This window comes from Acinetobacter sp. CY05 (genome assembly GCF_059515805.1).
Window position 1 is genome coordinate 55795 of the sequence record NZ_JCAKMW010000016.1, and the last position, 14226, is coordinate 70020.

Sequence of the window (14226 nt, forward strand, 5' to 3'; positions counted from 1 at the left end):
GGATCAACATTATGAAAATCTTCTGGTTTATTCCAACACATGGTGACAGTCGTTATTTAGGTACCAGTAAAGGTGCTCGTCAAGTGGATCATGCCTACATGAAGCAGATTGCAGTTGCAGTCGATAATCTAGGTTATGAAGGTGTTTTGATTCCAACTGGTCGTTCATGTGAAGATCCTTGGATTACCGCTGCAAGTTTGATTGATGCCACTAAAAATCTTAAGTTTTTAGTCGCATTACGTCCGGGCGTGACGACACCCGCATTAACTGCCCGTATGGCTGCCACCATGGACCGTTTATCAGGTGGTCGTGTGTTGCTTAATCTGGTCACAGGTGGTGATGAGCAAGAATTAAAAGGCGATGGCGTATATGAAGACCATAAAACACGTTACAAAACTGCCGCTGAATATACCACCATTTGGCGTGAAATTTTAAGCCGTTCGCATACTGGCGAAAGCTTTAGTTTTAAGGGTGAACGTTTACACGTTGAAGATGCCAAACTGCTGTATCCACCTGTACAAAAACCATATCCACCCCTTTGGTTTGGTGGCTCATCGGATGATGCAGTCGAGCTTGCTGCAGAACAAGTGGACACTTACCTAACTTGGGGCGAGCCACCTGCTGCAGTGAAAGAAAAATTAGAAGTGGTACGTCAAAAAGCTGCGGCACGTGGTCGTACGTTAACTTATGGTATTCGTTTACATGTGATTGTACGCGAAACTAATGAAGAAGCATGGGCAGCAGCAGAGCAGTTAATTCAACATATTGATGACGCAACCATTGCTGCAGCACAGGCAAAATTCAAGCAAATGGATTCGGTTGGTCAGCGTCGTATGGCAGAATTGCATAATGGCGACCGCACTAAACTTGAGGTATCCCCTAACCTTTGGGCAGGCGTAGGCTTAGTGCGTGGTGGTGCAGGTACAGCACTTGTAGGTGACCCTGAAACCGTAGCCGCACGTATTCAAGAGTATGCTGATTTAGGTATCGATACCTTTATTTTCTCAGGCTATCCACATCTTGAAGAGTCAATTCGTTTTGCAGAATTAGTATTCCCATTATTGCCACTAGAAACACGTGAAAAACTAGCTCAACCTAATCTTACTGGTCCATTTGGTGAAATCGTAGCAAATAACTACGTGGCAGATGATGCCAAGAAAGAGGTTAAAACTCAGGAGCCGGCTTAATGTCTACTAAGGTTTCACCTACGAGCTTTACTCAAGCTAAAGTTTCACGTGGAACACAACTCGGGCAGCGTCTGCTGCCTTGGTTGGTTCCCGTCATCCTCATTGCAATTTGGCAGCTTGCCTCAAGTACTGGTTTACTCGAAAGTCGCATCTTACCTGCACCAACCGCTGTAGTGAGCGCTTTTTGGACTTTACTGGTCAGCGGTGAATTGTGGCAACACGTACAAGTGAGTGCTGGGCGTGCTTTACTGGGCTTACTAATTGGTGGTGGTCTAGGCTTACTGCTCGGCCTGCTCAATGGCTCATCAAAAATTGCGTCTACCTTACTCGACACCACCTTACAGATGGTGCGTAACATCCCTGCCCTTGCTTTAATTCCACTGGTTATTTTGTGGTTTGGTATTGATGAATCGGCCAAGCTATTTTTGGTAGCCATTGGGGTGTTTTTCCCTATTTATATTAATACTTATCACGGTATTCGTTCAGTCGATCCACAGCTCATTGAAATGGGCAAAAGCTACGGATTAACACGTTGGCAATTGTATAAAGAAATTATTTTACCCGGCGCAATGCCCTCGATTTTAGTTGGTCTACGTTTTTCACTGGGTTTGGTTTGGGTACTTTTAATCGTAGCAGAAACGATTTCAGCGCAATCTGGTATTGGTTATATGACCATGAATGCACGTGAGTTTTTACAAACAGATGTGGTTTTAGTCGGGATCTTACTTTACGCCTTACTGGGTAAGTTAGCAGATGTACTGGCTGTTGCTTTAGAAAAATATTTACTGCGCTGGCATGCCGGCTACCAAAAATAAGGAATAAATGATGACTGATTTAAGCTTAGGCCGTCATGTGACGGATGCAGAAACAAATCCTGATATTAATCCGAATGCCGTGATTGGTGCTGAGATTTTAATTGAACAGCTATATAAATATTATGGCGACGTTAAAGTTTTAGAAGATTTAGATTTACACATTCAGGCCGGTGAATTCATCGCTATTGTGGGTCGTAGTGGCTGTGGTAAAAGTACCTTACTACGCTTAATTGCCGATCTGGAACAGCAAAGCTATGGTGAAATCAAGTTTAAATCAGCGCGTCATTTACGTGAAGGTATTACCTCAGATGACATTCGTGTCATGTTCCAAGATCCACGTTTATTGCCATGGCGTAGCGTAGAGAAAAATGTGCAATTGGGCTTACCTGCTGAGCAACATGCCAATGCATCGAGTATGTTAGAAAAAGTTGGACTCAAAGAAAAAGCAGCATTGTGGCCAACCCAGCTCTCTGGTGGTCAACGTCAGCGTACTGCTTTAGCACGTGCCTTATCACATAAACCACGTATTTTATTACTCGATGAACCGCTCGGTGCACTCGATGCCTTAACCCGCTTAGACATGCAGAATCTGATTGAAAAACTATGGAGTGAGCAAGGCTTTACCGCGATTTTAGTGACTCACGATGTTAGTGAAGCGGTGCAACTCGCTGATCGCATTATTTTGCTAGATAAAGGTCATATCTCAGCGCAATTTAAGGTCGACTTACCGCGCCCACGTCAAAAAAATATGGCCTTTACTGAACTTGAACAACAAGTTTTAAATGCTGTGTTAGCCACCTAAATTTTTAGTGTTTTTACTGTAAATCATAGCGGGCTGAAATACGCTGCAAAAGTTTATTAAAAGCCATAAATCTTCAGAATACTTTTGCTGTTTTAAGTATCATTGCAAAAAATTATTGATATTTTCGGCAAAAGTATTTTTTAATCTTATTGAAAAAACTAATAAATTTAATCGACAGATTTTTAACCGCGTTTCTGAGTAAAATTTTCACATTGGCGAATAAGTCGCATATTAAATCAATTTTTTTATAATAAACGGTCAAAAATGTATAATAAGTAAACAATTCGTCTGCCAATATTTGCTGATTTGCCGTACAATTTCCTATCCCCTTTTCTAAGCTTTAAATTTGCCAATGGAACAAAAAAAGAGTACGCAAAAACGCCATCAACTGCTTAATGCAGCCTTAGATGTTTTCTCCCTATATGGTTTTAATGGGGCGAGCCTTGACGAGATTGCTCAGCTTGCAGAAATGCACAAATCAAATATTTTTTATTACTACGAAAATAAAGAAGCGTTGTATGTCGAAGTATTGACGACAGTCTTGCAAAAATGGTTGGCGCCACTGCAAATGCTTGAGGCAGATTTAGAGCCTGATGAAGCCTTAACCAATTATTTAATGCAAAAAATTGAAGTGTCACGTACGCAACCTAAAGCATCACGTTTATTTGCTTTAGAAGTGATTCAAGGTGCACCACATATATTATCCATTTTAAAAGGCCCACTGAAAAAACTGGTAAAACGCAAAGCTAAAGTGATTTCAAATTGGCAAGAACAAGGCAAAATCTCTGCAGATATTGACGCTGAATTGTTAATTTTAAATATTTGGGCTTTAACACAAAACTATGCGGATTTTGCGACGCAAATGGAAATGGTGACGGGTAAGACTTTACGTAACCGCAGCATGCAGCAGCGTATTATTCAACACACTGTGCATATGATGCTATACGGTATCTTGCCACGTGATGGTCAAGCGCCAATTGCAGCTCTTCCAACAGCTGAAAATTAATAATCGATCAGATAATTTTTGGCATACGACCATAGCCTTCTATGGTCGCCTAAACGCGATGGTTTGATACAACGTCAATAACTTCTGAGCACCCAATAATAAATTTTCTTGCCAATCAAGGTGCGCAGTGCCATCTGCCCCGTCAGTAATATATTTGACCGAAATTAAACGCACACCTAACTTGCTACATACTTTGGCTAATGCATAACCTTCCATATCCACCAAATTACAAGCCACCTTTGGCGTACCCGTTTCAAAACTATCCCCTGTCCCACAAATACCTTGGCTTAAATCTTGGAAATAAGGCTCAAGCTCAATAGCAGCAGGACAATGTGTATCCATTGGCGTCACCCCAATGTCAAAACCTAGGGGCGAAACATCCATATCACGTTGTACAAATTGCAGCACTTCAACCAATTCATGGGCTTGAAAATGCGAGCTGCCTGCGGTGCCTAAATTGAGTAAAGTTTTGCAACCAGTATTTTGAATCACTTCAAAGGCTTTAAAGGCGGCATTGACTTTGCCAATACCACTGTAATGCACCTCAATGCCTGCTTGTTCAAATAAACCTTGTGACTCATTCGGTAGAGCCATAATTAATGCCAAATCAGACATTCGCATTCCTCGTTAATGATAGATCGCTTATTAAATGGAAAAAATACTGCACTGTAAATTTGCTTTTGAGCACTTTAGTTGATTGCAAGTAGTGCTAAATATAGAATTAAAAAATATTTTTTGAGTAAAAACACAACAACAAGACGAAATTGTGAGAATATGGCAATATATTGCGAGATTACTTTAACTCAACGATTCGCCCATGAAGCTGCTCCGCCTGAATGCTTTAGCGCCTACAACTGAATTGCCAAAAACTGCCGTCACGATTGGTAATTTTGACGGTGTACATCTTGGTCATCAGGCAATGATTCGCCAATTAAAAACAATTGCCCACAATAAAAACTTAAAAAGTTTGGTGATGATCTTTGAACCTCAACCGCTTGAATTTTTTAAAGGCTACGACGCCCCGCCGCGTATTTCATCTTTACGTGAAAAAGTTGAGCACTTAAGCGAACTTGGTGTGGACTACATTGCCATTGCCAAATTTGATGAACGTTTCCGTAGTTTAAGCGCCGAAGATTTTGCCAATTTACTTAAAACTCAACTGAATGCCCAACACTTGGTGTTAGGAGATGATTTTCACTTTGGTAAAAATCGCCAAGGCGACAGCGAGTTTTTACAAAGTTATGGCTTCGACATCACCAATTTAGAGACTATTCAATTAGAAGGTGATCGGGTTAGTTCAACTCGTATTCGACAAACCTTGCAACAAGGTGACTTGGCTTTAGCTGCCAAACTACTTGGTCGACCTTATAGCATTACTGGACGTGTGGTGTATGGCGATCAAATTGGTCGTACCATTGATTTCCCAACCATTAACGTGCGTCTAAATCGTCATAAACCGTGCTTAAACGGAATTTATGGCGTAGATGTCGTGTGTGAAACCGAATCCTTGCAACAACGTGTGCAACAACACACCCCAAGCCAATTGGGTATTCAAGGCTATGCACCAACTGCTCTATTTGGTGCAGGCCATGTGGGTACTCGACCAGCGATTAAACAAGCCCATCCAGAATGGCGTTTAGAGGTACATTTTCCCGATGTTTCTGCTAATCTGTATGGCCTGTTAATGCGGGTGACATTCTTGAATTACTTACACGGCGAAAAAGATTATCCTTCGCTACAAGCACTCAAGGCGGGCATTGATGACGATGTGGAAAAACTCCTTGAGTTTCGCCGCAGCAACGCCACTTTACCGTTTTAAGCCCCTAAATTTATTGTAAAAACGCCTCAGCTTTGCTGAATGAAAATTGGAAGACAACTTGCATGAGCGATAAGCAAACTCCTGAAAATGCAGTGGACTATAAAGCCACGCTAAACCTCCCAGGTACTGAATTTGCGATGAAAGCAAATCTCGCAGTACGTGAAGCTAAATGGTTAGAAGAGTGGTATGCCGACAACATTTATCAGCAGATTCGTGCGTCGCGTATTGGCAAGAAAAAATATGTCCTGCACGATGGCCCTCCGTATGCAAACGGTCAAATCCATTTAGGTCATGCAGTCAATAAAGTCCTCAAAGACATTATTATTAAAAGCCGTGTGATGGATGGTTTTGATGCACCCTATGTACCGGGTTGGGACTGTCACGGTTTACCAATTGAACTTAAAGTCGAAGAAAAAGTTGGTAAAGTGGGCGTAAAAGTTGATGCGTCTACTTTCCGTAAAGCTTGCCGTGAATATGCCTACACCCAAGTCGAATTACAAAAGAAAGACTTTGTGCGTATGGGCGTGTTTGGTGATTGGGACAATCCTTACTTAACGATGAACTTCAAACAAGAAGCTGACATCGTGCGTTCATTGGGTGCGATTGCCAAAGCCGGTCATATTGAGCCGGGTCTTAAACCTGTAAACTGGTGTTTAGACTGTGGTTCATCATTGGCTGAAGCTGAAGTTGAATACGAAGATAAAAAATCTGACGCAATCGATGTCGGTTTTACGGTTGTCGACCTTGCGGATTTATCGAACCGTTTAGGCGTGACTGTTTCAGAATCGACAGATATCGTAATCTGGACAACCACCCCTTGGACATTGCCTGCTAACCAAGCAGTTGCATTACATGCTGAGCTTGAATACCAATTGGTGAAAGCAACGGGCGAAGAAAAAACCGCACAAAACTTTATTCTTGCCAAATCACTGGTTGAATCTGCAACTGAACGTTATGGCTTTAACAATGTAGAAGTCATTGCTGAATTCACGGGTTCTAAACTTGAGAACCTTGTTCTGCAACACCCACTTATCACTGAACGCCAAGTGCCTATGATTTTGGGCGAGCATGTGACTGATGCTAGTGGTACAGGTGCAGTACATACGGCTCCAGGTCATGGTGTAGACGACTATAAGGTTGGCTTACAATACAACTTAAAAGTCGATAACCCTGTTGGCGGTAACGGTGTGTATTTACCGACCTCACCAATTTTACCAGGCGTACATATCTACAAAGCCAACCCACAAATCATTGAAACATTAAGCGAGTCAGGCAAGCTTTGGGCGCATAAGCCAATCAAACATAGCTACCCACACTGCTGGCGCCATAAAACACCAATTATCTTCCGTGCGACACCACAATGGTTCATTAGCATGGATGCCAAAGGTTTACGCCAAGGTGCATTAAACGCGATTGAAAACGACATCCAATTTGTTCCAGATTGGGGTAAAAACCGTATTCAAGCAATGATTGAAGGTCGTCCAGATTGGTGTATCTCTCGTCAACGTACTTGGGGCGTGCCAATTCCACTCTTCGTACACAAAGACACCAACGAATTGCACCCACGTACGCCTGAGTTGATCGAAGAAGTGGCTAAGCTGATCGAGCAAGAAGGGATTGATGGTTGGTATAACCGTGATGCTGCTGAGTTCATCGGTGCTGATGCAGAACACTACAATGCTGTACGTGACACACTAGACGTATGGTTCGACTCAGGTACAACGCACTATGCAGTGCTGCGTGAACGTGAAGAGTTAACTGATCCTGCTGATTTGTACCTTGAAGGTTCAGACCAACACCGTGGTTGGTTCCAATCGTCATTGCTTACCTCAATTGCAATCAATGAACGTGCACCATACAAAGGCTTATTAACGCATGGCTTCGTGGTCGATGAAAAAGGCCGTAAGATGTCAAAATCTATCGGTAACGTGATCACGCCACAAGACATCATTAAAGATATGGGGGCAGACGGTCTTCGTTTCTGGATCGCATCTGCGGATTACCGTTATGAAATGACCGCAGGCAAAGAAATCTTTAGCCGTGCATCAGATGGTTACCGTCGTATCCGTAACACGCTGCGTTTCTTACTTGCTAACCTTAATGGCTTCAAACCATCAACAGATGCGCTCCCTGTAGATCAATTGATTGCACTTGATCAATACATCTTACAACGTGCGTCTGAAGTGCAAAAAACCATTCAGCAAGCCTACGAAGATATGAACTTCCATATCGTGACTAGCGCATTGACCAACTTCTGTATCAACGACCTAGGTGGTTTCTACTTAGACATCATCAAAGATCGTCAGTACACCACCAAAGCAGATTCTCAAGCACGTCATTCTGCGCAAACTGCGCTGTATCATTTGGTACAAGCATTCGTGCGTTGGATGGCACCTATCTTGACCTTTACCGCTCAAGAAGCTTGGCCGTTAATCCCTGAACAATCAGAGAAATACGTGTTCACAGCTGAATGGTATGACATTCCAGTCGCTTCAACTGCGAATTTAGTGTCTGAAGCTGAATGGCACACCTTGATTGCTGTGAAATCTGCAGTGAATAAGTTCATTGAAGCTGCACGTGGTGCGAAAACAGTGGGTTCAAACTTATCAGCGAAAGTTGAACTTTGGGCGAATGCTGAATTGAAAGCGGTGCTTGATAAATTAAGCGATGAGCTGCGTTTTGTTCTAATTACGTCTCAAGTGATCGTGAATGAATTCGATGCAACACAAGGTGAAGCGTCTGATCTTGAAGGCTTACATGTCAAAGTATCAGCGGCTGACGGTGAAAAATGCGTACGTTGCTGGCATGTATTACCAGATGTAAATACACATCTTGAACATCCAGGTTTATGTGGTCGTTGTATCATCAACCTTCCTACAGGCCAAGGCGAAGAGAGAAAATATGCCTAATCCCCACAACAAAAAGGGCTTATTCCAATTCAAGGCACACAATCTTGTGTGGCTTGGCTTGGCGGTGATTGCGATTATTTTAGATCAATGGACCAAATGGATTGCGGTGGCACATTTAAATTATGCCGATCCTGTCCCTGTACTGCCCTTTTTAAATTGGACATTGCTACATAACTATGGCGCTGCTTTTAGTTTCTTGTCCGATGCCGGTGGATGGCAACGTTATTTCTTTACCTCGCTGGCAGGAATTGTCTCGATTGTTTTTGTATTTTGGCTGATGCGAATGCCAAAAGACTTAAAAGTATTGCCTCTTGCCATCGCCTTAATTTTGGGCGGTGCTGTAGGCAACTTAATTGACCGTGTAATTTTAGGTTATGTGGTTGATTTTATTCATGTCTATTATAATAACAGTCACTTTCCTGCTTTTAATATTGCAGATAGTGCCATTACTTTAGGCACTATCTTGCTCCTGATTGATAGCTTTTTCCTAGAGAAAAAGCGTATTCAAGCTGCGGAACAACAACATGACTGATTTTATTAATCCCAATGAAGATACGCGCGTTGAAGAGGGTTCTAAAGTAGAACTGCACTTCTCTGTTGCCATTGAAGATGGTGTTGAAATTGACAACACCCGTAGTCGCGAAAACCCTGTTAGCCTCGTAATGGGTGATGGCAGCTTATTACCCGGTTTTGAAAAAGCCCTGTTTGGCTTACGCGCAGGCGACCGTCGTACGGTTAGTCTACCGCCAGAAGATGCTTTTGGCCCATGGAATCCTGAAAACGTACAAAAATTTGATACAGTTAAGTTTGAGCAACGTCCTATCGAAGGTCATATGATCGAGTTTGAAGACAAAGCGAAACAAAGCTTGTATGGCGTGGTTAAAACAGTAGGTGATGACATCACTGAAGTAGATTTTAACCATCCATTGGCAGGTAAAAACATTACTTTTGAAGTTGAAATTTTTAAAGTAACACCTGCTGGTCAACAAGGCATTCAAATCATGTAATTGCAAAATTACTATAAAAAGCGCCATTCAGGCGCTTTTTATTTCAGTAAATTTTTTTTGACTCTCATCTTTTTAAATTCAATACTTTAGGAAAAAATTATGAATATTCAAATTATTGTCGGTAGTATCCGTGAAGGTCGTACTGCAATCAAACTTGCAGAATGGGCAAAACAAGCTATCAATGCTTATAACGCTGAGCTCAATGTAGAAATTGTGGATTTAAAAACTTGGGATCTACCTATTTTTGCAGGTGCGAATCCTCCAATGATGGGTATTTATGACCAACCTAAACAACAAGATTGGGCAGATCAAATTGCTAAAGGTGACGCATTTATTCTCATTAGCCCTGAATATAACCACGGCTATAGCCCTGCGCTTAAAAATGCACTCGATTACTTAGGTAAAGAATGGCAAGGTAAACCAGCCGCTTATATTAGCTATGGTGCAACCAATGGCTCACGTGCAGTGGATCAAATTCGCCAAGTCGCGACTTATCTTGGTTTAATTGATAGTAATGCAACGATTGAGATTCGTGATATTTTTGCGCGTAGTAAAGCAGAAACTTTTGAAGGCAATGAGTTTGACCAAAAAGCCTTACATGCTGCCGTAGATAAACTCGTTAAATACGCCAAATAAGCCTTAAAAAGCCCTTAAATTGTTAAGGGCTTTTTTTATAGATACAGATAAGTTACAGCACAACATACATTGATTACATAAGCTAATTAAACGTTTATTAGAAAAACAATCACTTAACTTATTTTTGTAATCTTATGCTTACAAAGCCTAGTGTCGATAACGGCTATAAGCCGATTGCTTAATTCAGTATTCTATAGTCATAGGGAACAGGAAGTTTCCAAGACTTAAAAAGAACAACAAAGTGTCAAAAACTAAACAATAAAAAAGGACTTCAATAAAATAGTGACAGGAACGTTACTTGTCTCAAATGAAATATGCATAACCCCCGACAGGACGTCGGGGGTTATCTATTTTTAGGGCTTTATTTTGTTGCTTCAACAATTAAACGGGTAGCCAAATATAAGCGTGGCACAATCGTATCTTTAAGTACATATTCCGCATTGGTCGAATGCGCACCATCACCAGACAGCCCCATACCTTCAATGACCGCAGCTTTAGATTGCATCGCCGCAAATGCCGCATCTGTGCCACCACCTGTGGCCGTTTTAAGTACATTTAAGCCCAAATTTAGCTCATTTTTATAAATCTGCTCTGCTTTGCTGGCCACTTGATGGGCTTTATCATTGGCAGCCAAGGGTGGACGACGCAGCTCAAATTTGAAGCTAACTTGACTATCTTTTAACTTTTTATTTTGAACTTTCTCCTGCAAGCTCTTTTCTAATTGATGAAAGTCTTCAACTCTTAAGGCACGTGCATCTGCCTGAGCAGTGGCTAAATCTGGAATCACATTACGTGTATGACCTGCTTGAGCGACCGTCCAATTTAATTTCAGCCCTGTTTTGGGGTTAGATAAGTTTTGCATTTGCGCAATTTGATGACTTAATTCTGTTAAAGCATTAACTCCCTCTTCTGGCTTTACCCCAGCATGTGATGACTTACCTTTTACTGTTAAATAAGCTGCAGCAATACCACTGGTGGCTAAACGCAAATTGCCATCTTTACCACCCCCTTCAAATGATAAGACTAAATCTTGATCACGCGCTGTTTCACTAATGATCTTACGTGAACCAGGCGAACTAATTTCTTCATCAGAATTCATTAATACCGTAAGCGTAGCATAGTCTTTAAAGTTCAGTTTTTGCAGGGTGTGTAAAACATGAATAATCGCTGCAACGCCTTGCTTATCATCTAAAATTCCTAAGCCATAAACTTTATTACCGTCTATTTTAAAAGGCTGTTCTTTTAACTGACCTTTTTGATAAACAGTATCCATATGCGCAATCAGCATAATTTTGCCTTTGCCCTGCCCTTTTAACACTGCTTTGACCATTGGTCCTATTTGTTCAGGGGTATCATCCATTCGATAAATATCATGAGCAGCTACAACACTGACCTCAGCACCTGTTTGTTTTAGCCGATTAGCAACCAGTTGTGCAATTTTGTTTAAACCTTCAAGATCGCGACTACCTGATTCAATATTGACTAAACTTTCTAAGGTTTTTAAATACGCGGATTGTTGTTGTTCAACGACTTGTTTAATCTGTGCGGGAGTAGCCGCATAGACGGTACTGGTCATACAAGTTAACAAGCCTAAAGCTAATAAGGTATTTGGATTTAAATGACGCTTTTTCAACATTGTTATTTTCCTAAATCATTTTGGATTTTTAATTTGATGCTTGGTTAATCTAGCAAAATTAACGCCATTCTCCTGTAGGCTTTTACGTACAGAGCTTATGGTCTTTTAGCACTTCATCCCTAGATCAAAAATGCCTATGCTAAATACAACAAGAGATAGGAAATCTCTTCCAACAAAAATAAAAAATGAAATAAGCAGGATGCAATCCATAGGTACGACAGGAGTTATACCTCACACAACCGCATACCCAAAGCCCTGATAGGATATCGGGGCTTTTCTATATTTTGGCTTTAGTCATAAGCGCTTCAGTCATTTAAGCGGCTCACTTCTAGGAACTACATTTGCAAAACCATGTATCGATGACATATAAAAAAGCCTCAACACAGTTGAGGCTTTTGGTGAGTCATTAAATTAATTATGGCTGACAGCCGGATCTTTTAAATTTAACTCTTCAGCTTTATCTTGCTTAGAAATTAAAGTCACTGCAAGTGCTACAACTAACAACGGTAAACCTACAGCAATAAAGTTATATTGATGAGGTAAATCCATGCCTAATAACATACCAATTAAGATAGGCCCAATGATTGCACCACTACGCCCTACAGCAGATGCCCAGCCAATGCCGGTTGAACGTACCGCAAGTGGATAGTATTGCGCAACATAGCTGTATAATAGGATCTGTGAACCAATAGATGCTGCACCCGCTAATGCGATCATGAGATAAAGTAGAATTTGTGGTGGTTCGAAACCTAGTAAACTGAGTACTACTGCACCTACCACGCCTAATACCATCAATACAGGCTTAAGATGGAAACGATCTGCTAAAATACCGCCACACACCGTACCAATTACTGCACCGACATTCATAGCCAATAAGAACAATAAACTGCTACCCATCGAATAACCAGCTGCCATCATGAGTTTTGGCATCCAACTTCCTAGCGCATACATGGTCAGTAAGCACATGAAGAATGCTAACCAAAACAACAATGTATTTGGAGCACGACCTTTTTTAAATAAGCTCGCTACAGTAGCAGATTCAGGTACTTCGGCCTTACTCAATTCCAACTGTGTAGTTGCAGTAACTGCAGCTTCTGGTGCTAAACGAGTTAAAACCTGACGCGCAGCATCCCGCTTATCCGCCTTTACCATAAAAATAATGGATTCAGGTAAGAACTTCCAAATAATTGGTAATAGAAGTAAAGGAATACCTGCGATCCAAAACATGATTTGCCAGCCATAAGTTGGCGTAAACCATGCACCTAGTAAGGCAGCCATCACACCACCTACAGCATAACCACTAAACATAGTGGTCACTAAGGTACTACGAATTTTTTGTGGCGCATATTCAGAGGTTAATGCCACTAAATTAGGCATTACCCCACCAATCCCTAAGCCAGCCAAAAAGCGTAGCACACCAAATTCTGTTGGCGTATCAGCAAAACCACCCCAAAAAGTAAAACCACTGAACAACACAATACAAATCATGATGACATTTTTACGACCAATTTTGTCGGCCAAAGAGCCAAATAACATGGCACCAAACATCATCCCCGCCAGTGCGGTACTAGCAAGCATACCTGCCTGTACTGCTGTTAAGCCCCACTCTTGCATCAGTAAAGGTAAAGCGACACCATTAATTGCGAGATCATAGCCATCAAATAAAATAATCAGTAAGCACCAAAACAAAACGTTCAGATGAAACTTATTAAATTTAGCTTTATCAACTACAGCATTGACATTCATTGTTTGCGCTGTCATTAATCCTCACCTCCAACTGTGGGATGTATAATACAAATTCTGGCCATACAATGATTTTTAGCTGAAGTTTTGTCCAAAACCTTATAAATATATATGTATACCTTTATGGTATTTTTAGACTTTAAAATAAGAGATTTTTAACTTAAAAATAGGATTAAATTTAATGAAACTGAAAATTTAAGTGAAATTTAAAGTAAATTAAATAAAAAAATAATAAAAATCATATTGTTATAGAAATAAAACTAAACAATAAGACCATAGATAGCTTGAGATAAAAAATGTTATATAAATAAATGACTTAAGAGTTCTATAAAAGTATTCTCAAAACTAAAAAAATCCCCCGATCAACGATCGAGGGATTTTTAGAATAATGAGCTGGCGATGACTTACTCTCACATGGGTAACCCCACACTACCATCAGCGCTAAGAGGTTTCACTTCTGAGTTCGGGAAGGGATCAGGTGGTTCACTCTTGCTATTGTCGCCAGCACAACTTGGATGCTTACTCATCAGGTCTTACAAATGCCTAACTTTCGTCAAATGAGTTATTAACAGGTATATCTGAGTCGTCTATTTTGTTCGTTAACGTTAACTAAATCAAGTTGTTTGTAGTGATTTTGACTACCACACCAACTGTTTGGGTGTTGTA

12 protein-coding genes and 1 rRNA gene are annotated in these 14226 nt (G+C 41.0%); 9 read left to right on the forward strand and 4 right to left on the reverse strand.

The window, feature by feature from the left end; translation table 11 throughout:
- Window positions 1-11 precede the first annotated feature (11 nt).
- The 4 genes from ssuD to AC5YCD_RS11825 all read left to right on the forward strand — a co-directional run bounded on the left by ssuD (window position 12) and on the right by AC5YCD_RS11825 (window position 3810).
- Window positions 12-1187, forward strand: coding sequence for an FMNH2-dependent alkanesulfonate monooxygenase (gene ssuD, locus AC5YCD_RS11810; RefSeq protein WP_496130213.1), 1176 nt, complete (start codon window positions 12-14; stop codon window positions 1185-1187).
- Window positions 1187-2002 (forward strand): aliphatic sulfonate ABC transporter permease SsuC, encoded by an 816-nt coding sequence (gene ssuC / locus AC5YCD_RS11815; RefSeq protein ID WP_496130214.1) that lies wholly within the window; start codon window positions 1187-1189, stop codon window positions 2000-2002. Before ssuD ends, ssuC begins: the two co-directional genes overlap by 1 nt.
- Before the next feature lie 10 nt (window positions 2003-2012).
- Window positions 2013-2804 carry an ABC transporter ATP-binding protein gene (locus AC5YCD_RS11820; RefSeq protein WP_496130215.1) on the forward strand — a complete coding sequence of 264 codons (792 nt, stop codon included), beginning with the start codon at window positions 2013-2015 and terminating at the stop codon, window positions 2802-2804.
- Between the two features lie 352 nt (window positions 2805-3156).
- The gene (locus AC5YCD_RS11825) at window positions 3157-3810 is read left to right on the forward strand and encodes a TetR/AcrR family transcriptional regulator (RefSeq protein WP_496130216.1); all 654 of its coding nucleotides are present in this window, start codon (window positions 3157-3159) and stop codon (window positions 3808-3810) included.
- Between the two features lie 39 nt (window positions 3811-3849).
- On the opposite strand, the gene AC5YCD_RS11830 is transcribed toward AC5YCD_RS11825, so the two are convergent.
- Entirely contained in the window at window positions 3850-4425 is a 576-nt protein-coding gene (locus AC5YCD_RS11830) for a 5'-methylthioadenosine/S-adenosylhomocysteine nucleosidase family protein (RefSeq protein ID WP_496130217.1), read from the reverse strand.
- A 202-nt stretch (window positions 4426-4627) separates the two neighbouring features.
- Between AC5YCD_RS11830 and ribF the strand changes: the two genes are divergently transcribed.
- From ribF to AC5YCD_RS11855, 5 genes are all read left to right on the forward strand, one after another.
- Window positions 4628-5629, forward strand: coding sequence for a bifunctional riboflavin kinase/FAD synthetase (gene ribF / locus AC5YCD_RS11835; RefSeq protein WP_496130218.1), 1002 nt, complete (start codon window positions 4628-4630; stop codon window positions 5627-5629).
- A 62-nt stretch (window positions 5630-5691) separates the two neighbouring features.
- Window positions 5692-8538: an isoleucine--tRNA ligase gene (ileS, locus tag AC5YCD_RS11840; RefSeq protein WP_496130219.1), complete on the forward strand. Its 2847-nt coding sequence runs from the start codon at window positions 5692-5694 to the stop codon at window positions 8536-8538.
- Complete coding sequence (gene lspA / locus AC5YCD_RS11845; RefSeq protein WP_496130220.1) at window positions 8531-9070, forward strand: signal peptidase II; 540 nt, start codon at window positions 8531-8533, stop codon at window positions 9068-9070. The genes ileS and lspA overlap by 8 nt, the downstream gene beginning before the upstream one ends.
- A complete protein-coding gene (locus AC5YCD_RS11850; RefSeq protein ID WP_496130221.1) occupies window positions 9063-9545 on the forward strand; it encodes an FKBP-type peptidyl-prolyl cis-trans isomerase in 483 nt (160 codons plus the stop codon). The genes lspA and AC5YCD_RS11850 overlap by 8 nt, the downstream gene beginning before the upstream one ends.
- A gap of 99 nt (window positions 9546-9644) precedes the next feature.
- On the forward strand, window positions 9645-10181 hold the full coding sequence (locus AC5YCD_RS11855) for an NADPH-dependent FMN reductase (RefSeq protein WP_496130222.1): 537 nt from the start codon (window positions 9645-9647) through the stop codon (window positions 10179-10181).
- 361 nt (window positions 10182-10542) lie between these two features.
- On the opposite strand, the gene AC5YCD_RS11860 is transcribed toward AC5YCD_RS11855, so the two are convergent.
- From AC5YCD_RS11860 to rrf, 3 genes are all read right to left on the reverse strand, one after another.
- Window positions 10543-11817 (reverse strand): glutamate carboxypeptidase, encoded by a 1275-nt coding sequence (locus AC5YCD_RS11860; protein WP_496130223.1) that lies wholly within the window; start codon window positions 11815-11817, stop codon window positions 10543-10545.
- Between the two features lie 411 nt (window positions 11818-12228).
- Complete coding sequence (locus tag AC5YCD_RS11865) at window positions 12229-13578, reverse strand: MFS transporter (protein ID WP_496130224.1); 1350 nt, start codon at window positions 13576-13578, stop codon at window positions 12229-12231.
- 373 nt (window positions 13579-13951) lie between these two features.
- A 5S ribosomal RNA gene (gene rrf, locus AC5YCD_RS11870) occupies window positions 13952-14066 on the reverse strand.
- Between the last annotated feature and the right edge of the window lie 160 nt (window positions 14067-14226).